Here is a 24,979-nt window from a genome sequence, read left to right on the forward strand (position 1 = left end):
CGCCGCAGCGCAGCGATTGACCGGGAGAGCCTGAAGAAGGGGCAGATCACAGGCTGTGCAGCCGGGCAGACCCGCGCGGCGACCGGCGTCAGCGCAGCCTGACAAAGGCGCGATAAAAGCTCTGCGCGCCACCGCTGACCAGCATCCGCACCGGATAGGCATCCCGGCGCATCCCAATGACAGAGGCGCTTGCCTCCACATTGCGCAGACCGGCAGGGGATTGCTGGTTGACCATAGTACTATAGCGCCCACCTGCCGCGTCCTGGCAGAAAATCACGCCCTGGCGCACATTGCCGCGTATCGTCACATAGGGTGCGCCCAGATAATTGGTGCCGCTGGAAACCTGACCGCCTGCACCGGTTACGCTGCAACTGCTGCCTTTGCCGCCGCCATTCATGGTAAAGGTAAAGACCTGCTGGCTGCGATCAGCACCCAAACCGGAGCTTCCATCCGGGCCGATACAGGCCGCAAGCGTCAAAACGGCTGCAATCCCTGAGAATTTCTTCATAAATTCACCATATATGAAAAAGCCGCACCGGACCGGTGCGGCTTCAGTAACTCTTTCCTGCCTGATGCCTCAGGCCTTTTCCAGCTCGAAAGCGTCATGGAGCGCCTGAACGGCCAGCTCCAGATATTTCCGGTCGATCAGCACCGAGATCTTGATCTCAGAGGTCGCGATGACCTTGATATTGATCCCTTCCGCCGCCAGCGCCTTGAAGGTGCGCGCGGCAACTCCGGCATGGCTGCGCATCCCGATACCCACGACCGAGACCTTGGCCACATCGGTGTCGATGATCAGCTCGTCATAGGCGATCTCGCCGCGTGCCTTCGCCTCTTCCATCGCCTTTTTGGCGCGCTCGACCTGGTTGATCGGGCAGGAGAAGGTCATATCGGTGACGGCACCGCTATGGCGCTCGTCATAGTCCTTTTCCGAGATATTCTGGACGATCATGTCCACATTGACCCCGGCCTCGGCCAGCGGGCCAAAGATCGCCTGGGCTACGCCCGGACGGTCTTCGATGGTGAACAGGGTGATTTTCGCCTCTTCACGCGAGAAGGCGACGCCGCTTACGACTTTCGATTCCATGATTTCCTCCTCGTCACAGACCAGGGTTCCAGAGTTCTCGTCGGTATCCTCGAAGGAGGACAGCACACGCAGGCGCACCTTGTAGCGCATCGCCAGCTCAACCGAACGGGTCTGCAGGACTTTCGCGCCCAGAGATGCCAGTTCCAGCATTTCCTCAAAGGCGATCTTGTCGAGCTTCTTCGCCTTCGAGCTCACGCGCGGGTCGGTGGTATAGACGCCATCAACATCGGTATAGATGTCGCAGCGCTCGGCCCCGAAAGCGGCGGCAAAGGCAACAGCAGTCGTGTCCGAGCCGCCCCGGCCCAGCGTGGTGATCCGCCCCTCGGGCGAGATCCCCTGGAAGCCCGCAACCACGGCAACTTTGAAACCTTCGGCGAATTTCGCATCAAGGTTTTCGCGCGGGATCGAAACGAACCGCGCCGAGCTATGCGCCGATGTGGTGTTGATCGGCACCTGCCAGCCCTGCCAGGACCGCGCAGGCACGCCCATTTCCTGAAGGCGCAGCGCCATCAGACCGGCGGTGACATTTTCGCCCGAAGCCACAACCGCATCATATTCGCGCGCGTCATAAAGCTTTGAAGTACCCTCGACCCAGCCGACCAGTTCATTGGTCTTGCCGGACATCGCGCTGACAATGACGATCACGTCATAGCCGCGCTCGACCTCTTTTTGCACCTTCTTCGCGGCATTCGCGATACGGTCGATATCGGCGACGGATGTGCCCCCGAATTTCATTACCAGAAGCGGCATCTGCACCCCCCCGAGGCCCTTTTGGGGCTCTGCCCAAAGGCGGGGTCACAATCACCCGCCAAAATCGCCGGTTTCCTATAACCCGGGCGCGCCAGGCGCAAGGGGCTGGCGGCATTTCCCGATGGGAATCGTCGGATGCCTCCGGCGGAACTATTTTCTTCAGGAGGAAGTTGATCTTCCGCTGACCCGAATACCCGGATCCCTTGTGCAGGATCTCTTGCCGCAATGCGGCAGGGGCGCTAGCTTTTGGCCGGCATCAGGAAGGACAAAGATATGCAGGATATTCCCGGGCAGACCACAACCGGTCACACCATGATCGGCGTCATCGGCGGCTCGGGTGTCTATCAGATCGACGGGCTCGAGGGCGCCTCATGGGTCACCGTCACAACGCCCTGGGGGGCGCCGTCGGATGAAATCCTGGTCGGGCGGCTCGGCGGGCTGCCGATTGCCTTCCTGCCCCGGCACGGGCGCGGCCATGTCCACAGCCCGTCCTCGGTGCCATATCGTGCCAATATCGATGCGCTTAAGCGGATCGGCTGCACCGATATCCTGGCCGTCTCGGCGGTGGGATCACTGCGCGAGGACCGTGCACCGGGGGAGTTTGTGCTGGTGGACCAGTTCATCGACCGCACCTTCGCCCGCGAAAAAAGCTTCTTCGGCGAAGGGCTCGTGGCCCATGTCGGCTTTGCCCATCCGACCTGTGCGCGGCTTGGCGATCTGGTGGCGGAGACGGCGCTGTCTGCGGGAATCACGCTCCATCGCGGTGCCACCTATATCGCGATGGAAGGACCGCAATTCTCGACCCTGGCCGAAAGCCGGCTTTACCGGCAATGGGGCGCCGATGTGATCGGCATGACCGCGATGCCCGAGGCAAAGCTCGCCCGCGAGGCAGAGCTTTGCTATGCGAGCCTCGCCATGGTGACCGATTACGATTGCTGGCATCCTGACCATGATGCGGTGGATGTGGCGGCGGTGATCGCGACGCTGACCGGCAATGCCGCCAAAGCGCGCGAGGTCGTGGCCGCATTGCCGGCGGCGCTTGGCACCGGGCGGGCGCCCTGCCCCTGCGGCTGTGACCAGGCGCTGCAGATCGCGCTGATGACGGCCCCTGCGAAACGTGACCCAAAGCTGGTGGCGAAGCTTGACGCGGTCGCCGGCCGCCTGTTGTAAGCGGGTCGCCTGCTGTAACCGGAAGACCAGAGATGCAAAAAACCGTCCGCGACTATATCCGCACCATTGTCGATTTCCCGCATGAAGGGATCCTGTTTCGCGATGTGACCACGCTCTTCGCCGATCCGCGCGGCTTTCGCATGTGTGTCGATCAGCTGCTCGCGCCCTGGGCCGGGATGCGGATCGACAAGGTGGTGGGGCTTGAGGCGCGCGGCTTCATCCTTGGTGGCGCGGTGGCGCATCAGCTGTCGACCGGTTTTGTCCCGGTGCGCAAAAAGGGCAAACTGCCCGGGCAGACCATAAGTCAGGCCTATCAGCTGGAATATGGCGAGGCGGTGGTCGAGATCCATGAGGATGCGCTTCTGGCCGGCGAGCGGGTGCTGGTGGTCGATGACCTTCTGGCCACCGGCGGCACAGCGGCGGCCGGGATTTCGCTGATCGAACGGCTCGGCGCCGAGGTGATCGGCTGTGCTTTCGTGGTCGATCTGCCCGATCTGGGCGGGCGCAAAAAGCTCGAGGCGCTCGGGATGGATGTCCGCTGCCTTTGCGCCTTTGAGGGTCTGTGACGCGGGCCGACGCGCGCTCAGAGCGGCAGCACCGCACCAGGATTGAGGATGCCTTTCGGGTCAAGCGCCGTCTTGATCCGGCGCATCGCCGCCAGTCGGCCGGGATCGCCGTAACGCTGCAGGTCTCCGGTTTTCAGCCGCCCGATGCCATGTTCGGCCGATATGCTGCCCCCGGCCGCGTCAACCATCTGATGTACCAGATCTGACAGCGCCGGCGCCTGCCCCGCATAGTCACTGCGGCTGCGGCCTTTGGCGGGAAACAGGTTGAAATGCAGATTTCCATCGCCGAGATGGCCAAAGCAATTGATCCTTACATCCGCCAGTCCTGTCAGGCGGCCGCTGGCCTCCCGGATGAAATCCGGGATTGCTCCGGGCGGCAGCGACACATCATGGCTGGAAATCGAGCCAAGGCGGCGATTTGCGTCGGGAATGGTCTCGCGCAGGGCCCAGAGATGGTCGGCCTGGGCTTCGGACGTCGCGATCACACCATCGAGCACAAGTCCGAGTTCGGCGCCCTGTTCGTACAGGCCCGCCATTGCGGCCTCTGCGTCAACTGCGCCGGGAAGGCCCAGTTCGATCAGCACCAGCCAGTCAGGCAGCGGATCAAAGGGCGCGCGCAGATCAAACCCGGTTTCGGCAAGAAAATCGAACCCTGCACGTGACATCAGTTCGAATCCGGATACCAGACCGCCCAGATCTGCCTCGGAAAGCCGGAGCAGCGCCTGCGCCGCTTCGGGGGATGACACGGCCAGCATGGCGACCACACGCTTTTTCGGGGTCGGGAACAGGCGCAGACTGGCGGCGGTGATCACGGCAAGACTGCCTTCCGAACCCACGATCAGATCGCGCAGATCATAGCCGGTATTGTCCTTCCGGAGCCGCCTGAGCCCAGAAATCACTTCACCACTGGCCAGCACCGCCTCGATCCCGAGGCACAGTTCGCGGGCGGTGCCATAGCGCAGCACCTGGGTGCCGCCGGCATTGGTCGCAAGATTGCCGCCGATCGTGGCCGTGCCTTCGGAGGCCAGCGAGAGCGGGAAGATCCGGCCGGCGGCGCGGGCTGCTTCCTGAACGGCAGCGAGCGTCATCCCGGCTTCAACGGTGATGCTGTTCTCATCGGGCCAGAGACCGCGCAGGCCCGCCATCGCCTCAAGGGACAGGATCAGCGGCACAGGCCCCTCGGGCATGACCTGACCCGACACCAGCCCGGTGCCGCCCCCCCAGGGCAGAACGGGCACCGAAGCCGCATTGCAGGCAGCAAGGATCTGCGAGACTTCCTCGCGGCTTTTCGGGACCGCAAGCGGCCCGGGCCGGCCCTGCCATTTGCCGCGCGGCTCGGTCAGATGCCGCGGCTCTGCCGCACGCAGGCGCCCCTCGGGCAAATGCGACCTGAGCTGCCCGATAAAAGCCTCATCCGCCGGATTGAGCAAAACCCCGTCTCCTCTTCCCTCCGGCGCCCCCGTCGCGCGCCCGATTTCTGTACAGAAATCGGTCCGGAGTTTTTGAAAAACTCCGGCATCGCGTCATGGCAGCGGGCCGGTATTGGCCAGTCTCAGGCTGGCCCCACATCTGTCCGTCCGCGCCGGTCCGCGCGCAGAGCGGAATAAAGCACATGGTTGCGCCAGCGCCCGTTGATCTGCAGATAGGCCTGCGCCACACCCTCATATTTGAAGCCGGTCTTCTCCAGCACGCCCCTGGACGCAAGGTTTTCCGGCAGGCAGGCCGCCTCGATCCGGCTGAGATCCATCCGGGTGAAGGCGTGATGCACAACACCCAGGATCGCCTCCCGCATCAGGCCCTGGCGCGCATAAGCTTCGCCCACCCAATAGCCCAGCGTCCCGGTCTGCGCCGGTCCCCGGCGGATATTGTCGAGCGTGATCGAGCCGACGATGCGCTGATCCTCGCGCCGCAGCATGACAAGGGGCAGCGCGCTCCCCTGCGCCTCAGCGCGCCGCGCCCAGTATACCCTGCCCGAGAAACTGCGCCGCGACAGATGCTGATCCGACCAGACCGGCTCCCAGGGTTTCAAAAACCCCTCGCTTTCGGCGCGCAGCGCGCTCCATTGCCGCCAGTCATCATGGATCGGCAGGCGCAGCGTCATCCTCTCGGTCTCGATCCTGACCCTGCGCGCCAGGCCAAGCATTATGCCCGCATCCCTGCCATCATATCCGCAAGCGAGGGCGCACGGGAAATCGGTCCATAGACCGCCACCGCCGCCTGCCCCTGCAAGACCCGCGCGCCCTGCGCGCGCACCGCCTCAAGGCTGACCGTTCCGATCTTCGAAACCGCTTCGTCTAGGTCGGGAACCCGGTCCCAGATCGCGAGCAGCCGGGCATTGCGCTCGGCGCGCGAGGACGGGCTTTCCAGCCCCATCACCAGCCCCGCCGTCAGTTGCGCCTTTGCCCGCGCGACCTCTGCCTCTGACATATCCTCTGCCGAACGCCTCAGTTCCTGAACGGTCAGTTCGGCCAGTTCCCCGATCTCGGCCGCCGAAGTCCCGGCATAAATGGTGACATGGCCGGTATCCTCATAGGCGGCCGGCTGTGCGTGGATCGAATAGCAAAGCCCGCGCTCCTCACGGATCTTCTGGAACAGACGCGAGGACATGCCGCCGCCCATCGCCGTGGTCCAGACCTGCGAGGCCCAGACCTCGGGATCGCGAAAGCCCGGCGCTTCGAGGTTGAGCGCGAAATGCGCCTGTTCGAGATCTTTTTCTTCCCGTCTTTCGCCGGCAGTAAACCGGGCGGGCTCGGGCGCGTCGGCCCCGACCGGGGCAAGCCCGCCAAAGAGGGCCTCGGCGCGGTGCAGGATCTCAGCATGGCTGATGCCCCCGGCAGCCGAAAGGATCATCCGGTCCGGGCCGTAATGGCGCGCGACAAAGCCAAGGAAATCCTCGCGCCCGAAGGCCGAGACCCGCTCTTCCGGCCCCAGAATCGTACGCCCGAACGCCTGACCGGGATAGCTGACCTCATGCAGCCAGTCGAAAATGACATCATCGGGCGTGTCATTGGATTGCCCGATCTCCTGCAGGATCACATGGCGTTCGGTCTCGATATCATCCGGGTTGAACAGCGGATTGAGGACGATATCCGCGATCACCTCCAGCGCGCGCGGCACGTCTTCCGACAGGCAGCGCGCGTAATAGGCGGTCATTTCGCGCGAGGTATAGGCGTTGATATAGCCGCCGACATCCTCGATCTCCTCGGCGATCCGCAGCGCGGACCTCGAGGGGGTGCCCTTAAAGGCCATATGTTCCAGAAAATGCGCAACCCCGTTCTGGGCCACGCTTTCGTGCCGCCCCCCGGCACCAACCCAGATCCCCACCGAGGCCGATTTCAGGCCAGGCATGGATTCGGTCACAATGCGAAATCCGTTGGAAAGCGTATGGATCTGGACGGTCAAGGCTGGTTCCGTTCACAAGCGGGACAATCGGGGCGTCTTACACCCGGGGCAAGCATGAGAAAAGGGGGCGCTGCCCCCTCTGCCTTTCGGCAGCCTCCCCCGGAATATTTGCATCAGGAGGAAATCGCGGCCTCCTCCTGCCTCAGATACTCCTGCCGGAGGCATCCGCATTCAGCCAAGCCTGGCGCGGATCAGGGTTTTCAGCGCCTCAAGATCATTTGGCACCCGAGTCACGCGCTCGGGCCGGTCAAAGAGATCGGCCATGCGCGGCGGCAGGCCCGGGCGGATGCCGGTTGCCTTTGCCACGGCATCGGGAAACTTCGCGGGATGCGCGGTTGCAAGCGTCACCATCGGCACCTCCGGGTTGTGCCTTTGCTGCACTGTTCCGACACTCACACCGACGGCGGAATGCGGGCAGAGGAGCTCGCCCGTCTCGGCTAGCATCGTGGCGATGGTCTCATAGGTCCCCGCCTCATCCACCGCGCCGCTGTCATAGACATTGGTCAGTGCCGTCATAGCGTTTTGCGACAGGGAAAAACCGCCATTGGTCGAGAGCTCTGCCATCAGCTCGCGGATCGCGGCACCATCCCTGCCATGCGCCCAGAACAGCGCGCGCTCGAAATTCGACGAGACCTCGATATCCATCGACGGGCTGATCGTCGGCACAACGCCATGTTTGGTATAGGCGCCGGTCTCCATGCAGCGATGCAGGATGTCGTTTTCATTGGTGGCGATCACCAGCCGTTTGATCGGCAGCCCCATTTCGCGCGCGATAAAGCCCGCGAAAACATCGCCGAAATTGCCGGTCGGCACGGTGAAGCTGATCTCGCGATCCGGGCTGCCAAGTGCGAGCGCAGCATGGAAGTAATAGACCACCTGGGCCAGCACCCGCGCCCAGTTGATCGAATTCACCCCCGCGAGACGGACGCCATCACGGAAGTCGAAATCGTTGAACATATCCTTCAGCCGGGCCTGGCAATCGTCGAAATCGCCCTCCACCGCGAGCGCATGGACATTGGCCTCAGACGGCGTCGTCATCTGGCGGCGCTGCACTTCCGAGACGCGGCCATGCGGGAAGAGAATAAAGACATCGACATTCTTCAGGCCCCGAAAGGCCTCGATCGCGGCCGAACCGGTATCGCCCGAGGTCGCGCCGACGATGGTGATGCGTTCGCCGGTTTTGGCCAGAGCCGCCTGCATCATCTGGCCGATGATCTGCATCGCGAAATCTTTGAACGCCAGCGTCGGGCCGTGGAACAGTTCCATCAGGAAATGGTTCGGGCCAAGCTGCACCAGCGGCGCGCGGGCATTATGGCCGAAACCGGCATAGGCCTTTGCCAGCAGGGCACGGAATTCATCATCCGCAAAGAAATCGCCGATGAACGGTTTCATCACCCGAAAGGCGAGATCCTCGTAAGAGAGGCCGCGCAAGGACGCGATGCCCTCATGGGTGAAATGCGGCACGGTCTCGGGGACGTAAAGGCCGCCATCGCGGGCGAGGCCCGTCATCATCGCTTCGCCGAAACCGAGAACCGGCGCCTGGCCGCGTGTCGAGATATATCGCATGAGTTCCGCCCTTCAGACCTTGCGCGCCCTGATACGCCAGAGCCAGTAGAGTGTCATCCCCGCCCAGACAAGGGCCAGACCGAACCAGGTCACCGCATAACCGAGATGATCATTGCGGAAAGCCGCCGTTGCCGGCTGCGCGGTGACGCCATCGCCGGTATCCGTGCTTGCGATCACCATGACCTTTTCGGTCCCGAGATACGCCGCCATCGCCTCTACATCGCGGCCGAACCAGAGATTGGCCACTGTATCGGGCGCGGGCGTCGAAGAGGTCATGTCATCGGGCCAGTTCAGATTGCCGGTGATGCTGGCCGCGTGACCGGGGCGCAGGGTCTTGCGCGCGGTTTCCGGCACATAGCCGCGGTCGATCATGATCCGCCGGCCGTCTTCGGTCACGAAAGCGGTGATGATGCGGTAGCCCGGCCCCTGATCTCGGGTCGAGGTCAGGACATGCGCCTCATCCTGGGTAAAGCTGCCTGCAACCGTGACGGGACGGTAGCGGTCACGCGCGGGGTCAGGCTGCTGCGGCAGCGCCACCGGGGCTTCGGCCATCATCGCGGCCGCTTCGGCGATCATCGCCTCCTTCCAGTCCAGCCGCTCCAGCTGCCACAGCCCGAGCCGGACAAGCACCCCGGTGCCGAGAACGCCGATTACCAGCGCGAAAAGGATCTGCCGCATCGGGGCCTCCTGTTGGTCTTCGGAACGGAAAACGCGGGCTCCGTTCCGGGAGCCCGCGCCAGGATCAGTCACAATGGCGGGGCTTACTGGCCCCAGACATAGATCACGAAGAAGAGGAAGAGCCAGACCACATCGACGAAGTGCCAGTACCAGGCCGCAGCCTCGAAGCCGACATGGTTCGCCTGGGTGAAATGGCCGTTCACCGCGCGCATCAGGCAGACGAAGAGGAAGATCGTCCCCATGATCACGTGGAAGCCGTGGAAGCCGGTCGCCATGTAGAAAGCGCCACCATAGACCGAGGGCGCGCCTTCGGCGTTATTGGCGAAACCAAAGGCGGCATGGCTGTATTCATAGGCCTGCAGGAAGGTGAAGATTACCCCGAGCGCAACCCCGATGATCAGCCCGTTGATCATGTCCTTGCGGTTGTTTTCATGCGTCAGGGCATGGTGGGCCCAGGTAACGGCACAGCCCGACAGAAGCAGGATCAGCGTGTTGATGAAGGGCAGATGCCAGGGATCAAAGGTCTCGATGCCGGCGGGCGGCCAGGTGCCATCGACCCAGGGGTAGCCTTCGGTCAGCGGGAAGAGCTTGATCTTGAAGAAGGCCCAGAACCAGGCCGAGAAGAACATCACTTCGGACATGATGAACAGGATCATGCCATAGCGCAGGCCGATGCGGACGACCGGGGTATGGTCGCCGGTCTGGCCTTCATTGGTCATCGCCGAGAACCAGCCGAACATGCAGTAAAGCACCATCGCAAGGCCGATCAGGAAGACCCAGGGATTATGGGCGGTGGCTTTGAGAAGCGCGCTGCTGGTCTCAAGCACCTCGACCCGGGCGCCCTGCCAGAGCACACCGCCGAACAGCATGATGAAGGCGCCGACCGCAAGCGCGAAAGGCCAGATCGACGGTGGCAGAATATGGTAATCGTGGTTCTTTGCGTGGGCCATGGCCGGTATCCGTTCCCTCGTATCCTTTAACAGGCGTCTTATTTCAGTTTCGTAAATTCAGCACGCCGCCCGGGCGCGCCGTCTCTCACGTCTGTCTCAATTGGCTGCGACGGCGGGTGCCGTCTCTGCCACTGCCGGGCTGACCTCTGACGCCGCATAGCCGTCGGGTACGGGCGTCGTGTGGAACGTATAGCTCAGCGTAATTTCTTTCAGCACCTTGCCTTCGGGATCATCCATGATCGACGGATCGACATAGAAGCTCACCGGCATCATCACCCGCTCGCCGGGTTTCAGCACCTGCTGTTCAAAGCAGAAGCAATGCACTTTGACGAAATAGCCACCCGCCGCATAGGGGGCGACATTATAGCTCGCAGTCCCGGCGGTGACGGTGTCGAGCGGGTTATAGGCCTCGTAAAAGGCCAGCGCATTCTCGCCGATCTTCACCTTCATCTCGGTCAGCTCGGGGCGAAACTCCCAGGGCATGCCCGAGGCGCGCGAGGCGTCAAAGCGGATGGTGATCTCGCGGTCGATCATCGCGGAAGACGGCTCAGGCGCCACAAGCACCGTGCCGCCAAAGCCCGTAACCCGGCAGAACCAGTCGTAAAACGGCACTGCGGCGAATGACAGACCCAGCATCACCGGCACCACCCCCGCAAGGATCAGACCGGTTTTCTTATGCTGACGTCCGGGCTGAGGACCGCTCATTGTGCTGCCTCCCCTGCCGGGGCTGAGGGGGCAGCCGCCGCGCGTTCCGCGACCGGCACATGGTCAAAGCCCTGCACCGGCTCGCCGCGCTGGATTTTCACCATGGTCAGAACGAAGACCAGCACGACGAAGGCAAGCAGCAGCCCCGCCACGCCGACATTGCGGCCAAAGCGCCGTTTGTGAAGTTCATGTGTGGGTTGCAGCGCCATGTCTCACCAGCCTCCGAGACCATAGGGGCGCAAAGCCGCCTCGGCCAGGAATGCACCGAAATGCAGGAAAAGATAAAGAATCGAGAAGGCGAAGAAGCGCTTCTCGACGCGGTAGCCATCGGCCTCGGCCGTGGCCTCGTCACGACGCCAGATCATCACCGCGCCGATGAGGAAGATCGCGTTCAGGATCAGCGCCACCGCCAGCGTCAGCGGTCCCCCGATCGACGTCATCGCGGCCCAGAGCGGCACCGGGGTCAGAAGAAGCGTATAGACGATGATATGGGCGCGGGTCGATTTCTTGCCGTGGGTCACGGTCAGCATCGGCACTTTCGCCTTGGAGTAGTCGCTGTTGATGAACAGCGCCAGCGCCCAGAAATGCGGCGGCGTCCACATGAAGATCAGCGCGAACATCAGCACGGCCTCAAGCCCGACCGAGCCCGTCGCCGCCACCCAGCCGATCATCGGAGGGAAGGCCCCCGCCGCGCCGCCGATCACGATGTTCTGCGGCGTCCAGCGTTTCAGCCACATCGTATAGATGACGGCATAGAAGAAAATCGTGAATGCCAGCAGCCCCGCCGCCAGCCAGTTGGTCGCAAGCCCCAGCATCAGCACGGAAAGCACCGACATTGACAGCCCGATCCCGAGCGCCTCGCCCGGCTCGACCCGGCCCGAGGGGACAGGGCGCGACTGGGTGCGCCGCATCACTGCGTCGATATCGGCATCCCACCACATATTCAGCGCGCCCGAGGCTCCGGCGCCAAGCGCGATGAAGAGAATGGCCGAAAAGGCCTCGACCGGGTGCAGATGCACCGGCGCGACCAGGAGCCCGACCAGCGCGGTAAAGACCACCAGCGACATCACACGCGGCTTCAGCAGCTGCACGTAATCGCCGAAACTGCCCTCACCAGGCGCGCGGTCTGCACGCTCATATGAGCCGGTATTGCTCATTCCACTCCACCTTCACCTTGCGCAAAGAGGCCGTGGCTGTCGCCCGGCCCCTGCCCTGGGGTTCATTCTGCCGCAGACGTCTCAGTTCGACGCGAGCGAAACCGAGGCATCAGCCGCCGGCGTATTGGCCAGCACAACTTCGCCCGTCGCGGCCGCCTCTTTCGCCCAGGCGTCATAGGCCTGCTGCGAGACAACCTTGACCGTGATCGGCATATAGGCGTGGTCCTTGCCGCACAGTTCCGAGCACTGACCAAAGAAGATACCCTCGCGGTCGGCTTCGAACCAGGCCAGCGCGATACGGCCCGGGACAGCATCCTGTTTCACCGCGAAAGCCGGGATGGTCCAGGAGTGGATCACGTCCGAGCCGGTGATCTGCAGCAGGATCTTTTTGTTCACCGGGACCACCATCGCGGTATCGGTCGCCAAAAGGAACTGGTCTTTGGTATAGCCGGCGCGCTCCAGCCCTTCGATGGCATCGGCGGTCAGGGTACCGTTGCCGACCAGCTTGCGCCCGTCTTCCAGCGTCTGATCCCAGGCATTGCCGCCGATCATGAAGCTGCCAAAGGCAAGGGCCGAGCCACTTTCATCCAGGATCTGCGGATATTCATAGCTCCAGTTCCACTGGTTGCCGGTGATCTTGATGACCACATCGCCTTCGGGGAAGGTCTGCTGTTTTTTCAGCGCCGGCATCGAATAGACGCCGATCACGATCAGGATGATGATCGGGACCAGGGTCCATGCAATTTCCAGCGGCGTGTTATGGGTGAATTTGCGCGGCACCGGATTCGACCGGCTGTTGAAGCGCAGGATCACGATCAGCAAAAGCGCCATCACAAAGATGGTCACGACCGTGATGATCCACAAAACCATGTCGTCAAGGAAGTGCTTGTCATGCGCCAGCTCGGTCGCGGCGGTCTGGAAATTCACCCCTCGGTCGACAGGCTGTCCAATGATTTCAAGGGTCTGTGCCATGGCCGACCCGGAGGCCAGTGCCGCAAAACCTGCAAGGGCAGCGCCCTTCAGAGTGGTGATCACACGCATGTCTCGTCCCGCTTCTGGGTGCGGCCTGTTGCCGCTGCCTTGAGGAAACCCTGCCCCTCCTGTCACGAAGCGGTGAGGAATCCCATTGTTTCCGCTGTCGTTCAAACCATATTGGGCGCAGGACGACAAGAGAAACCATGATGTCGCAGCCCGGCCTGGTTGACCTGAATCAAGGACATACCCAATGAGCACCGCCCCTTTCCGCCCTTTCGAGGAAAAACTTGACGAGTCTGCCGCGCTTGGCCTTTTGCGTGAGGCCACTGCCGGCGCCGATGACGGCGAGTTGTTTCTGGAACGCCGGCGGGGCGAGAGCCTCGTTTTAGATGATGGCCGCATCCGCAATGCCAGCTATGATGCAAGCGAGGGGTTCGGACTGCGCGCCGTCCGGGGTGAGGTCGCGGGCTATGCCCATTCGACGGAAATCTCGGAACATGCGCTCAGGCGCGCGGTCGGCACGGCACGGCTGGCGGTAGGGGATGGCGGCGGTGTGCTGGCCCCCCCTCCCCCGGGCACCAATCACCATCTCTACCGGGCGGTTGACCCGCTGGAGGACACCTCCTTCGCCGGCAAAATCGACATCCTGAAAGAGATCGACGCTTTTGCCCGCGACCAGGATGCACGTGTCGTCCAGGTTTCAGCCTCGCTATCCGCGAGCCTGCAGGAGGTCGAGATCCTGCGCCCCGAAGGGCTGCGGCTGTCAGACATCCGCCCGATGGCGCGGCTCAATGTCTCGGTGATCCTTGAGGAAAACGGCCGGCGCGAGAGCGGATCTTCGGGCGGGGGTGGCCGGCATGGTCTGGCGGAATTGCTGGCGCCCGCGAACTGGAAAGCGGCCATCACCGAGGCGATCCGCATCGCGCGGGTGAATCTGACGGCGGTGCCGGCACCGGCTGGGATGATGGATGTGGTGCTCGGCCCGGGCTGGCCGGGGATCCTCCTCCATGAAGCGATCGGCCATGGGCTTGAGGGCGATTTCAATCGCAAACAGACCTCGGCATTTGCCGGGCTGATGGGCAGGCAAATCGCGTCCAAAGGGGTGACCGTGCTCGATGACGGCACGCTCCCGGACCGGCGCGGTTCGCTGACTTTCGATGATGAGGGCACGCCCTCGGGTAAAAACGTGCTGATCGAGGATGGGGTGCTGGTCGGCTATATGCAGGACCGTCAGAACGCGCGGCTGATGGGTGTGGCCCCCACCGGCAACGGGCGGCGCGAAAGCTATGCCCATATCCCGATGCCGCGCATGACCAATACCTATATGCTTTCGGGCAAGGATGATCCGGCGGCGGTTCTGGCCGATCTGAAAGACGGGATCTGGGCGGTGGGGTTCGGCGGCGGCCAGGTCGATATCACCTCCGGCAAATTCGTGTTCAGCTGCACCGAGGCCTACCGGGTCAGGAATGGCCAGGTCGGTGAGGCAATCCGGGGGGCCACGCTGATCGGAGACGGGGCGACCGCGCTGAAGGGCATCCGCGCCATCGGCAATGATCTGCAGCTTGACCCCGGCATCGGCAATTGCGGCAAAGCCGGGCAATGGGTGCCGGTGGGTGTGGGGCAGCCGACGCTGATGATCGGCGGGCTGACAATCGGAGGCCAGAAGGCGGGCTGAAGCGGCGACAGGATCATGCGGCGGCGTCTCTATGCGGCGACGGGCCATCTGCGCCCGTCGAAAAACCCGGCCTGACATCGCCGGGCCGTTATGGCACTGTCAGTGCAGCGGATCGGTCAGGGCGCCAGTAACAGTGACAGTGATTTCGGAGAGCGTAACGTGAGCCTTTTCGTGTCTGCCCCGCGCGGGATGCGTCTTATCGGGGCGAAGACGCTGACCCTCACCACGCTGGCCTGGTGCCTGGTGCCGTCCCTGGTCGGTGGTATCGGCTGGATCCTCATGGATCTGGCTGTAGGGCCAGGCGCCGGTCAAAGTCCCGGCCAGAGCGGCGGCCCGGACCAATCCGCACTCCAGATGCTGTTTTACCTGCTTTTTCTCTCACCGCTGATCCTGGGCCCCTTCTGGGTGGCCATCGGCATCGGCACGGCGATGTTATGCAAATACGGGGCTTATGGCTCATTGAGCGCCGTGATCTGGGGCGCATTCCTTGGCGGCGGCGCGGCAATGACCACGGGCATCCTGACGCTGATCGCAATTGGTGCGATTCTTGCAACCTTTCACCGCTTCACGCTGGCGCTGCTCAGACCAAACGCGTTCTGAGGGCGGCAAAGCCCATCAGGGCTAAGCGATCCCTGGCAGCGCCCGCACGATCCGGGTGAAATCCTCGCCGCGTTTTTCGAAATTCGGATATTGGTCGAAACTCGCCGCGGCGGGTGCAAGCAGCACCACCTCGCCCGGCTCTGCCTCTTCCGCCGCACGGGTGACCGCGCGCTCCATCGTCTCGCAGATCTCATGCGGGGTCTGGCCGATCTGCAGCGCGAAATCGCGGGCGGAATGGCCAATCAGATAGGCCTTCACCACAGGGGCAAGATCCGGCGCGAGGCTCGCAATGCCGCCATCCTTGCCCATCCCGCCCGCGATCCAGCGAATTTTCGGGAAGGCGCGCAGCGCCATTGCGGCGCTGTCGACATTGGTGGCCTTTGAATCGTTGATGAATTTCACCCCTGTCCGCTCGCCCACCAGCTGGCTGCGATGGGGAAGGCCTGCGAAAGAGTGCAAAGCCCCCTCGATGAGTTTCGGCGCAAGCCCCAGGGTCCGCGCCACCGCCCAGGCCGCACAGGCATTCTGGTGGTTATGTGCGCCCGGCAGGCCGGAAATGCCGCGCAGATCCACGGATGCCATCTGCCGCCCGCGCCGCCATTCCGCCAGAAAGCCTTTGCGCGCGAAAACCGACCAGGCAAAGCCTTCAAGCTTTTGCCCCGACGATACCCGGATCACCCGGTCATCGCCCGACCCCTGCGCCATCTGCCCGGCAAGAAACCGCCCCTCGACCTCATCGACACCGATCACCGCACGATCCGGCCCGCCCTCGGCGAAAAGCCGGCGCTTGGCCGCGAAATAGCCGCCCATGCCGCCATGGCGGTCCAGATGGTCGGGCGAGAGATTGGTGAAGACCGCCACATCCGGCGTCAGCGCGCGCGCCAGATCGGTCTGGTAGGAGGAAAGCTCCAGCACCAGCACCTCGCCATCACGTGGCGGGTCGATCGACAACACGCCCTTTCCGATATTGCCGGCCATCTGGGTCGGGCGGCCCGCGACTTCGAGAATATGATGGATCAGCGCCGTGGTGGTCGATTTCCCGTTCGAGCCGGTGACGCAGACAACTTTGGGGACCTGGTCGAATTCTTCCCATTCGCCCCCACCCCAGGACTGGAAGAAAAGGCCGATATCATTGTCGACCGGCACCCCGAGCTCGAGCGCGCGGGCGATGATCGGATTGGGATGCGGGTAGAGATGCGGGATCCCGGGCGAAGTCACAAGGCAGGCCACACCTTCGAGGGCCGCATTGCGCGTCAGATCGGTAAGGGCAAAGCCCTCGGCCTCGGCCAGCCCGCGCGATTCGGGGCTGTCATCCCATAGCAGCGCCTCGGCGCCGCCCGCGATCAGGGCCCGGGCCGTGGCAAGGCCAGACCGCCCCAGCCCCAGAACCGCAACCTTCTGCCCCTGATAGCCACGTACCGCAATCATTTCTGCCGCCTGCCATTTCTGCCCCGCCCCCGTCGCCGGAAGGGCGCCATTTTCCGCATCCGACAATGCGCCAGTGCCCCGGCAGGCGCAAGATGGCGCCCCGGTGAGCCAATCTGTCGCAGCCCCGAAAACCGCCATTTTGACCTGCGTCAATGCCCCATCGCTGCGACAGGCTAGTCCTGCTGGTGTTGAAAACAGAAAGTAACGGGTATGAAACATCTCTCCGCCGCGCTTCTCGCCGCTCTCGTCACCGCCGCCCCTGCCCTTGCGCAGGAAGCCGGTACCATCACCCTCGGCTTCGGGATCGGAACCGTCGCGCCAAAGGACAATAACGGCGCTCTGGCCGGGATGGATTCGAGCATCGGCAAGAACACCCGCCCGATCCTGACACTGGAATATTTCATCCGCGACAATATCGGGATCGAGCTGCTGGCCGCAGCACCTTTCAAACATGATATCAGCCTGGCCGGGCTGGGCGAGATCGGCTCGACCAAACAGCTGCCGCCGACCCTCAGCGTCAACTGGCATATCCCGACCACCAGCAAATTCACGCCCTTTGTCGGGCTCGGGGTGAATTACACCAAATTCTTCGAAGAGAAATCCTCGCTCGGCACGCTGAAGATCAGGGAGAGCTTCGGCCTCGCCGCGACCATCGGCGTGGATTACGCGATCAGCGAAAAGGCCGCTTTGCGCGCCGATATCCGCTATATCGATATCGACAGCGATGTGCTGCTGAACGGAACGAAAATCGGCAAGACCGAGATCGATCCGCTGGTCGCCAGCGTCTCCTATGTGATGAAATTCTGATCTTCGTCACCCGGCGGGATCAGAAGCGGAAGGGGCGGCAGTTTTGCCGCCCCTTTTTGCATTGCGCGGCCGGATCTGCCAGGCTGGGCGGGCCAGCTGCAGGAGGCGAGCCCGATGATGATTTCCGAAATCGAGGATTATTTCACTCTCGGCTGCGGGCGCTGCCCGCGATTCTCGACACCGGACTGTTCGACCCGCCTCTGGGCGGCAGGTCTGGCAGAGCTGCGGCGGATCTGCCGGGCCGCCGGTCTGGCAGAGGTCGTGAAATGGGGCCATCCCTGCTATGTCCATGCCGACCGCAATATCGCGATCATCGGCGCGCTCAGGGGCGATTTCCGGCTGAGCTTCTTCAACGCCGCGCTGATGAAAGACCCCGATGGCGTGCTTGAACGCCAGGGGCCGAATACGAAACACCCCGATATGATCCGCTTCACCGAGAATACCCGGGTAACTGCGCTGGAGCCGGTGATCACCGCATATCTGCGCGAGGCGATGGGCTATGCGGAGGCCGGCCTGCGGCCGCCCCGCAAGGTCAGCGAGATTGCATTGCCGGATGAACTTGTCGAAGCGCTGGACGCCGATCCGGAGCTGGCCGAGGCGTTCCACGCGCTGACCCCGGGGCGGCAGAAAAGCTACGCCTTCAACCTGAGCGGTGCGAAGACATCGGCCACGCGGATCGCACGGATCGAGAAATTCCGCCCGAAGATCCTTGCCGGCAAAGGCGCGCTGGATCGCTGAGACCGCCCCTCCCCGCCGGAGATCAGGCAAGGTCGGATCAGCACACTGAGCCGGTGATGCAAACCAGAACGATACCGGATGAGAGGGAGTTCGCCCCTTGCGGGAACCCAAAGCCGATGCCAGACATCCTCTCATACTCAGAGGAGATTAATATAATGTTCAGAAATTTTACGCTTGCCGGCATTGCTCTGATGGTGTCGCTCGCGCCGGGCCAGGCCGCAGAAGTGGTCGGCGAGGCAGGCGGCTGGGAGATCTACCGCGACGCGAATATGGGCGGCGGCTGTTATATGATGTCCGCGTTCGAGGACGGATCAATCGTTCAGGTCGGCTTTGATCTCAAAGAAGATGCGGCTTTCATGGCCGTGTTCAACAGCGACTGGACCGATATTTCCGATGGCAAGGCCTATCCGATGACCATCGATCTGGATGGCCAGGAATGGGAGGCCGATGGCCATGGCGTGAGTGACCATGAGATCGGCGGCATTATCGTGCTGATCGAGAATGAGGAATTCATTACGGATCTGGCGCTGAAAAATACGCTGAGCCTGTCAAATTCCGACGGCGAGGTGGCGCTGCTTGATCTCACGGGAACCCGTGATGCCGTGATCGCCACCGCGGATTGCCTCAGCTCAAACTGATCCCGCATGACAGGGATGCAGCCCCCCGGGTCCGGACCTGACGGCCCCGGGGGAACAAAAGAACGCAAGGTTCACCGTCAGGGAAAGCGGCGGTCCTTACCGGATTTCGGGGCCCGGCCTCAGCGCACTTTCAGCGTCGCCAGCCCGATCATCGCGAGGATCAGCGAGATGATCCAGAAGCGGATCACGATCTGCGGCTCGGCCCAGCCCTTTTTCTCGAAATGGTGGTGGATCGGCGCCATCAGGAAGATCCGCTTTTTGGTACGTTTGTAGTACAGCACCTGGATGATCACGCTCAGCGCCTCGACCACAAAAAGGCCGCCGACGATGGCCAGAACGATCTCGTGTTTGGTGCAGACCGCCATCGCGCCCAAAGCGCCGCCAAGCGCGAGCGAGCCGGTATCGCCCATGAACACCGCTGCGGGCGGCGCATTATACCACAGGAAGCCAAGCCCGCCGCCGATCAGCGCCGAGGCGAAGATCACCAGTTCCGCCGTACCCGGCACGGCATGGACACCGAGGTAATTCGCCATGGTCGAGGTGCCGACCACATAAGCGATAACGCCGATCGTGCCGGCGGCGATCATCACCGGCATGATTGCCAGACCATCCAGCCCGTCGGTCAGGTTCACCGCATTGGCGGCGCCCACAATCACGATCATGCCGAAAGGCACGAAGAAGATCCCCAGATTGATCAGCGCATCTTTGAAGAAAGGCATGGCCAGCTGATTGGTCAGCCCTTCGGGGTGGAACCGCGCCGCCGCCCAGGCCGCAAGGCCCGCGATCACCAGGCCAAGGATAAACCGGATACGTGACGACACGCCCTTGGTGTTCTGTTTGGTGACCTTGGCATAGTCATCCGCGAAACCGATCAGGCCGAAGGCCAGCGTGACCAGCAGCACGATCCAGACATAAGGATTATCAAGCCGCGCCCAAAGAAGCGTCGAAATCGTCAGGGCCGAAAGGATCAGGAGCCCCCCCATTGTCGGGGTGCCGGCTTTCGCGAAATGGCTCTGCGGCCCGTCATCGCGGATCGGTTGCCCCTTCCCCTGCTTGCGACGCAAGAGGTTGATCAGCGGACGCCCGAAGATGAAACCGAAGATCAGCGCAGTGCCGAAAGCCATCCCTGCCCGGAAGGTGATATACCGGAACAGATTGAAGAAATCGCCCCCGTCAGAGAGTTCGGTCAGCCAGAAAAGCATTCACTCGGTTCCTTCGGTTTTCATGCGGGCAGTGCCCAGACGGCGCAGGGCTTCGGCCACAAGACTGACTTTCGATCCTTTGGAGCCCTTGACGAGCAGGATATCGCCCGGATCCATCAATGCGCGGGCACGTCCCGCCAGTTCCGCCGCCGTTTCCACCCATTCGCCGCGCTGCGCAAGGGGAAGCGCGCGGTGGAGTTCCCGCATGCGCGGCCCGACGCAGTGGATCAGGGTCACCGCTTTCAGCCCGGGGTGATCCGCGACCGCGGCATGGAGCTGCAATTCCTGCGGGCCAAGTTCCAGCATATCGCCGAGAACTGCGATGCGGCGGCCAGCGCCGAGGGCGCCGATCCCGTCAACCGGTTTCGCGCGGATCAGCATGTCGAGACTGGCGGCCAGCGAGGCCGGGTTCGCGTTGAAACTGTCATCGATCAGGTCGAAGAAGGTCTCTTCCACCACGTCCAGCTCGATCCGCTCGCGGGTGCCGCGCCCCGAGGGGGGCTGCCAGCGCCCGAGATCATGTGCGGCCAGCACCGGATCGGCGCCGAGCGCCGCGACCGAGGCCAGCGCACCAAGCGCGTTCATCGCAAAATGCGCGCCGGGCGAGGCGATGCGGAAAAGGCTCATCTGCCCGTCATGACTGGCGCGGACCACAGTGATCTCATCGCCCGGACGCACCTCGTCGAGATGCCAGGCGGCGTCCCTGGCACGGCCAAAGCCCAGGATCTGCGCACCGGCGGCTTCTGCCAGCGCGGTGAGAACCGGCGTGGTGTCGAGATCAAGATTGATCACGGCGGTGCCGCCCGGCTCCAGCCCTTCGAAAATCGCGCCTTTTTCGCGGGCGATCCCCTCGATGGAGCCGAAAGCGGCCATATGGGCCGGGGCAACGGTGGTGATCAGCGCGACATGCGGGCGGGCAAGGCGCGCGAGCGGCGCGATCTCGCCCGGGTTCGACATGCCGATCTCGATCACCGCGAAATCACTGTCGACCGGCATCCGGGCGAGGGTCAGCGGCACGCCCCAATGGTTGTTATAGCTGGCTTCCGCCGCATGGGTGACGCCCTGACCCGAAAGCATGGCGCGCAGCATTTCCTTGGTCGAGGTCTTGCCGACCGAACCGGTGACGCCGATGACGCGGGCTTTGGTGCGGGTGCGGGCCGCGCGCCCGAGGGCTTCGAGACCTTTAAGCACATCCGCAACGATCAGAAGCGGCGCCTCCGGGCTGACGCCTTCGGGGATATGGGTGACCAGAGCGGCGGCAGCGCCTTTTTCCAGCGCCTGGGCCACGAAATCATGGCCATCCCGCGCGGCGGCCAGCGCCACGAAGAGATCGCCTTGCTTCAGTGTCCGGGTATCGATCGAGACGCCGGTGGCGGCCCAGTCGCGGCTGGTGCGCCCGCCGGTGGCGGTTGCGGCGTCAGAGGAGGTCCAGAGCGGGGTCATACGCGCGCGTCCTGTGGCTCAGGGCGGAGGGGGGCTGCCTGCCCCCCGGCTCCTGCGGAGCCGCCCCCCGGGGATATTTCCAGACAGATGAAATGGGCAATGTCGCGCATCAGATCAGCCCGTCCAGCGCGGCGGTCGCGACCGAGGCCTGTTCGACATCGTCGAAAGGATAGACTTCGCCTTTGATGATCTGGCCGGTTTCATGGCCTTTGCCCGCAATCAGCAGGGCGTCGCCGGGGAGGAGCGCGTCAACGGCGCGCAGGATCGCCTCGGCGCGGTCACCGACCTCATTGGCCTCCGGGCAGGCGGCCATGATCTCGGCGCGAATGGCGGCGGGCTCTTCCGAGCGCGGATTGTCGTCGGTCACGAAGAGGATATCGGCATTGGCCTGTGCAGCCTCGCCCATCAGCGGGCGTTTCATGCGGTCGCGGTCGCCGCCGGCGCCGAAGACCAGGATCAGGCGGCCCATCACATGCGGGCGCAGGCCCTGCAGCGCGGTGGCGATGGCATCGGGCGTATGGGCGTAATCGACATAGACCGGCGCGCCATTTCTGCGGGTCGCGGCCAGTTCCATCCGGCCGCGCACGCCTTTGAGACCGGGCAGCGCCTCCATCACGCGATCCGGCTTCTCGCCACAGGCGATGACAAGGCCCGCCGCCAGGGCGACATTTTCCGCCTGGAAGGAGCCGGTGAGGCTCAGCCGCGCCTGGAAGGGTTTACCCTGCCACAAGAGCCGCAATTCCTGGCCGGTCGCATCGGGGCGGATCGCTTTTATCTGCAGATCGGGGAGCGGCCCGGTCTCGCCGCGTCCGACACGCAGCACCGGCAGGCCGCGGGCCTCGGCGAGCTCGGCCATTTCGGGGCCATAAGCGCCGTCGAGATTGATCACCGCCACCGCATCATCGGGAAGAAGCCGGGTGAAAAGGCCGGCTTTCGCGGTGAAATAGGCCTCCATCGTGTGGTGATAGTCGAGATGGTCCTGGGTCAGATTGGTGAAGCCGGCCGCTTTCAGGCGCACGCCTTCGAGGCGGCGCTGGTCGAGCCCGTGCGAGGAGGCCTCCATCACGGCATGTGTGATGCCGTCTGCCGCCGCATCTGCCAGCATGGCATGCAGGGTCACCGGGTCGGGGGTGGTATGGGCGGATGGTGCCTGCCAGTCGCCCTCCACTCCGGTCGTGCCGATATTGATCGCAGGCTTGCCAAGCGCCTGCCAGATCTGGCGCGTAAAGGTGGCAACGCTGGTCTTCCCGTTGGTGCCGGTGACCGCCGCCATCACGGCAGGCTGGGCGCCCGACCAGAGGGCGCTTGCGCGCGCGAGGGCCTCGCGCGGCTCGTCCACCACGACCAGCGCCACGTCTTTCAGCCCGATCGCTTCGGTCCCGATCACCGCGCCCATCGGATCGGTGAGGATCGCGGCTGCACCCTTTTCCAGCGCGGTTGCGATGAAATCTGCGCCATGGCGCAGGCTGCCGGGCAGTGCCGCAAAGAGGAAGCCGGGCTTTACCGCCCGGCTGTCAGCCGTGATCCCGGTCAGGGCCGGATCCCTGCTTTGCCTTGCCTTCAGCCCAAGCCCCGAGAGCCGCTTTTCACCCGCCATATTTCACCCGTTCAGTTCGCTGCCGCTTTCAGCCGCAGCTCTGGCACCCGTTCAGTTTGCCGCTGCTGTTAGCGCAGCTCCGGTGATGGGTTCAACTATCGGCCTCACGTCAAGCAGCGGCGCGATGCGGCGGATCATCTCGGCGGTGACCGGCACAGAGGTCCAGCCGGCAGTGCGCAGCGGCCGTGGCCCCGACGTATCCGCGGGTTCATCCAGCGTCACGATCACCACATAGCGCGGGTTCGAGGCCGGGAAGGTCGAGGCGAAAGTGTTGATCACCTTGTCCTTGTAATAGCCGCCCGATTTCTTGGGCTTGTCGGCGGTGCCGGTCTTGCCCGCGACCTCATAGCCTTTGACCTCGCCAAGGCTCGCCGTGCCATGCGTCACGACCGAACGCAGCATCGAAACCGATTCCTTCGCGACCTTCTCGCTCATCACCCGGATGCCCGAAGCGGGGCCCTTTTGTTTCAGGAGCGTCGGCTTGATATAGATGCCGCCATTCGCAATCGAGGCATAGGCCGCCGCGAGATGCAGCGGGCTTGCCGACATGCCGTGCCCATAAGAGGTCGTGATGGTCACGATCTCGGGCCAGCGCCTGGGGATCAGCGGCCGCGCACCCGGGGCCTCGATCAGCTCAACCGGCGTCGGGTCAAAGAACCCAAGCGATTTCAGAAAGGCCTGCTGGCGCTGCGGCCCGATCATCAGCGCGATATGGGCGGTGCCCACGTTTGACGATTTCTCGATCACTTTGCGGACCGAGAGCATCGGGCCGTAATTCTTGCCCTCGAATTCCTTGATGCGGTGCTTGCCCCAGGTCATCGGCGCATTGGCATCAACGAGGGTTTCAGGCGTCACAAGACCCAGCTCCATCGCCTGGGCGGCGGCAAAGATCTTGAAGGCCGAGCCCAGCTCATAGACGCCCTGCACCGCGCGGTTGAAAAGCGGGCTGTCAGAGGGTTCGTCATCCTTGCCGACCAGCGGCACGGGGCGGTCATTCGGATCAAAAGTCGGCGCCGAAGCCAGAGCCACGATCTCGCCGGTGCGCACATCCATAACAATCGCCGCGCCGCCGCGCGCATTCAGCATCGAAATCCCGGCGGAAAGCACCTCTTCGACCGTGGCCTGCACGGTGAGGTCAAGCGAGAGCTCCAGCGGCTGACCGGCCTGGGCGGGATCGCGCAGCCGCGCATCCATCGCCTTTTCGATCCCGGCAGTGCCGATCACCTCGGCGGAATGCACGCCTTCTGCGCCAAAGGAATAGCCGCCCAGCACATGCGCCGCGAGCGTGCCGTTCGGGTAAAGCCGCATCTCGCGTGGGCCGAACAAGAGCCCCGGATCGCCGATCTCATGCACCGCCTGCATCTGTTCGGGGCTGAGAACCTTCCTCACCCAGAGGAACCGGCGTCCGTCGGTAAAGCGGCGTTCCAGGTCTTCGGCCTTCAGATCGGGGAAGATCTCTGCCAGTTTGCGCGCCGAGCCTTTGGGATCGACCATGTCTTTCGGATGCGCGTAAAGCGCCGAAGTGGTCATGTTCGTCGCAAGGATGCGGCCATTTCTGTCCGTGATATCGGCGCGTTGCGCGACGATCTCGGCCCCCGGCGCGGAGGCCACCGGCTCGACCGGCTCGGAGGCCGCCAGATGGCCCATCCGGACCCCGATGGTCAGATAGGCGCAGCCAAAGGCCAGAGCGAGCAGCCCCAGCCGGGCCGATGCGCGTGGCTGGCTTTTGTCGCGGATCACCTCATGGCGGCGTTCGAGATTCTCGCGCTCGATCAGATCGGGGTTTTCACCGTTCTGGCGCGCCTCAAGGATACGGGCAAGCGGGCGGAGGGGTGTGCGCATGGA

24 protein-coding genes are annotated in these 24,979 nt (G+C 63.5%); 7 read left to right on the plus strand and 17 right to left on the minus strand.

Features of this window, described 5'->3' with window-relative positions; genetic code table 11:
- Positions 1-88: 88 nt before the first annotated feature.
- Together M3484_RS10280 and M3484_RS10285 are read right to left on the minus strand one after the other, a co-directional pair.
- Entirely contained in the window at positions 89-508 is a 420-nt protein-coding gene (locus M3484_RS10280; protein ID WP_249496786.1) for a hypothetical protein, read from the minus strand.
- Positions 509-577: 69 nt separating this feature from the next.
- Positions 578-1,837: an aspartate kinase gene (locus M3484_RS10285; protein WP_092896239.1), complete on the minus strand. Its 1,260-nt coding sequence runs from the start codon at positions 1,835-1,837 to the stop codon at positions 578-580.
- 273 nt (positions 1,838-2,110) lie between these two features.
- Here M3484_RS10285 and M3484_RS10290 point away from each other — a divergent pair, with 273 nt between their 5' ends.
- Positions 2,111-3,007 carry an S-methyl-5'-thioadenosine phosphorylase gene (locus M3484_RS10290; protein WP_249496787.1) on the plus strand — a complete coding sequence of 299 codons (897 nt, stop codon included), beginning with the start codon at positions 2,111-2,113 and terminating at the stop codon, positions 3,005-3,007.
- A gap of 32 nt (positions 3,008-3,039) precedes the next feature.
- Complete coding sequence (locus M3484_RS10295; RefSeq protein WP_092896237.1) at positions 3,040-3,573, plus strand: adenine phosphoribosyltransferase; 534 nt, start codon at positions 3,040-3,042, stop codon at positions 3,571-3,573.
- 17 nt (positions 3,574-3,590) lie between these two features.
- Here M3484_RS10295 and M3484_RS10300 read toward each other — a convergent pair whose 3' ends face one another.
- The 10 genes from M3484_RS10300 to coxB all read right to left on the minus strand — a co-directional run bounded on the left by M3484_RS10300 (position 3,591) and on the right by coxB (position 13,072).
- Complete coding sequence (locus M3484_RS10300; RefSeq protein ID WP_249496788.1) at positions 3,591-5,003, minus strand: FAD-binding oxidoreductase; 1,413 nt, start codon at positions 5,001-5,003, stop codon at positions 3,591-3,593.
- A gap of 122 nt (positions 5,004-5,125) precedes the next feature.
- Positions 5,126-5,716: a GNAT family N-acetyltransferase gene (locus tag M3484_RS10305; RefSeq protein WP_092896233.1), complete on the minus strand. Its 591-nt coding sequence runs from the start codon at positions 5,714-5,716 to the stop codon at positions 5,126-5,128.
- Positions 5,716-6,975 carry a M16 family metallopeptidase gene (locus M3484_RS10310; RefSeq protein ID WP_249496789.1) on the minus strand — a complete coding sequence of 420 codons (1,260 nt, stop codon included), beginning with the start codon at positions 6,973-6,975 and terminating at the stop codon, positions 5,716-5,718. Before M3484_RS10310 ends, M3484_RS10305 begins: the two co-directional genes overlap by 1 nt.
- A 171-nt stretch (positions 6,976-7,146) precedes the next feature.
- On the minus strand, positions 7,147-8,541 hold the full coding sequence (thrC, locus tag M3484_RS10315) for a threonine synthase (protein ID WP_092896229.1): 1,395 nt from the start codon (positions 8,539-8,541) through the stop codon (positions 7,147-7,149).
- Between the two features lie 12 nt (positions 8,542-8,553).
- Positions 8,554-9,219 (minus strand): SURF1 family protein, encoded by a 666-nt coding sequence (locus tag M3484_RS10320; protein ID WP_249496790.1) that lies wholly within the window; start codon positions 9,217-9,219, stop codon positions 8,554-8,556.
- Positions 9,220-9,302: 83 nt separating this feature from the next.
- The gene (locus M3484_RS10325; RefSeq protein ID WP_092896225.1) at positions 9,303-10,169 is read right to left on the minus strand and encodes a cytochrome c oxidase subunit 3; all 867 of its coding nucleotides are present in this window, start codon (positions 10,167-10,169) and stop codon (positions 9,303-9,305) included.
- Between the two features lie 96 nt (positions 10,170-10,265).
- Positions 10,266-10,874, minus strand: coding sequence for a cytochrome c oxidase assembly protein (locus tag M3484_RS10330; RefSeq protein WP_249496791.1), 609 nt, complete (start codon positions 10,872-10,874; stop codon positions 10,266-10,268).
- On the minus strand, positions 10,871-11,083 hold the full coding sequence (locus tag M3484_RS10335) for a cytochrome c oxidase system small membrane protein (protein ID WP_249496792.1): 213 nt from the start codon (positions 11,081-11,083) through the stop codon (positions 10,871-10,873). Before M3484_RS10335 ends, M3484_RS10330 begins: the two co-directional genes overlap by 4 nt.
- A 3-nt stretch (positions 11,084-11,086) precedes the next feature.
- Entirely contained in the window at positions 11,087-12,031 is a 945-nt protein-coding gene (gene cyoE / locus M3484_RS10340; protein ID WP_249496793.1) for a heme o synthase, read from the minus strand.
- Positions 12,032-12,112: 81 nt separating this feature from the next.
- Positions 12,113-13,072, minus strand: coding sequence for a cytochrome c oxidase subunit II (coxB, locus tag M3484_RS10345; RefSeq protein WP_092896217.1), 960 nt, complete (start codon positions 13,070-13,072; stop codon positions 12,113-12,115).
- Positions 13,073-13,256: 184 nt separating this feature from the next.
- On the opposite strand from coxB, the gene tldD reads away from it, so the two are divergent.
- Together tldD and M3484_RS10355 are read left to right on the plus strand one after the other, a co-directional pair.
- Positions 13,257-14,681, plus strand: a complete 1,425-nt coding sequence (gene tldD / locus M3484_RS10350; RefSeq protein ID WP_092896215.1) for a metalloprotease TldD — start codon at positions 13,257-13,259, stop codon at positions 14,679-14,681.
- Between the two features lie 159 nt (positions 14,682-14,840).
- Entirely contained in the window at positions 14,841-15,281 is a 441-nt protein-coding gene (locus M3484_RS10355) for a hypothetical protein (RefSeq protein ID WP_249496794.1), read from the plus strand.
- A gap of 21 nt (positions 15,282-15,302) precedes the next feature.
- Here M3484_RS10355 and murD read toward each other — a convergent pair whose 3' ends face one another.
- Complete coding sequence (gene murD, locus M3484_RS10360) at positions 15,303-16,709, minus strand: UDP-N-acetylmuramoyl-L-alanine--D-glutamate ligase (RefSeq protein ID WP_249496795.1); 1,407 nt, start codon at positions 16,707-16,709, stop codon at positions 15,303-15,305.
- 210 nt (positions 16,710-16,919) lie between these two features.
- Here murD and M3484_RS10365 point away from each other — a divergent pair, with 210 nt between their 5' ends.
- From M3484_RS10365 to M3484_RS10375, 3 genes are all read left to right on the plus strand, one after another.
- The gene (locus M3484_RS10365; protein ID WP_249496796.1) at positions 16,920-17,516 is read left to right on the plus strand and encodes an OmpW/AlkL family protein; all 597 of its coding nucleotides are present in this window, start codon (positions 16,920-16,922) and stop codon (positions 17,514-17,516) included.
- 114 nt (positions 17,517-17,630) lie between these two features.
- Positions 17,631-18,254, plus strand: a complete 624-nt coding sequence (locus M3484_RS10370) for a YdeI/OmpD-associated family protein (RefSeq protein WP_249496797.1) — start codon at positions 17,631-17,633, stop codon at positions 18,252-18,254.
- Between the two features lie 155 nt (positions 18,255-18,409).
- On the plus strand, positions 18,410-18,892 hold the full coding sequence (locus tag M3484_RS10375) for a hypothetical protein (protein ID WP_249496798.1): 483 nt from the start codon (positions 18,410-18,412) through the stop codon (positions 18,890-18,892).
- A 119-nt stretch (positions 18,893-19,011) separates the two neighbouring features.
- Here the strand turns inward: M3484_RS10375 and mraY are convergent, their stop codons facing one another.
- The 4 genes from mraY to M3484_RS10395 form a co-directional block, all read right to left on the minus strand.
- Positions 19,012-20,094 carry a phospho-N-acetylmuramoyl-pentapeptide-transferase gene (gene mraY / locus M3484_RS10380; RefSeq protein ID WP_092896180.1) on the minus strand — a complete coding sequence of 361 codons (1,083 nt, stop codon included), beginning with the start codon at positions 20,092-20,094 and terminating at the stop codon, positions 19,012-19,014.
- Positions 20,095-21,537 carry a UDP-N-acetylmuramoyl-tripeptide--D-alanyl-D-alanine ligase gene (locus M3484_RS10385; RefSeq protein WP_249496799.1) on the minus strand — a complete coding sequence of 481 codons (1,443 nt, stop codon included), beginning with the start codon at positions 21,535-21,537 and terminating at the stop codon, positions 20,095-20,097.
- A 109-nt stretch (positions 21,538-21,646) separates the two neighbouring features.
- Entirely contained in the window at positions 21,647-23,134 is a 1,488-nt protein-coding gene (locus M3484_RS10390; protein WP_249496800.1) for a UDP-N-acetylmuramoyl-L-alanyl-D-glutamate--2,6-diaminopimelate ligase, read from the minus strand.
- 51 nt (positions 23,135-23,185) lie between these two features.
- Positions 23,186-24,976, minus strand: coding sequence for a peptidoglycan D,D-transpeptidase FtsI family protein (locus M3484_RS10395; RefSeq protein ID WP_249496801.1), 1,791 nt, complete (start codon positions 24,974-24,976; stop codon positions 23,186-23,188).
- Positions 24,977-24,979: the final 3 nt, after the last annotated feature.

Source organism: Pseudomonas sp. GX19020, from assembly GCF_023371075.1.
Taxonomy (GTDB): Bacteria; Pseudomonadota; Alphaproteobacteria; order Rhodobacterales; family Rhodobacteraceae; genus Pseudogemmobacter.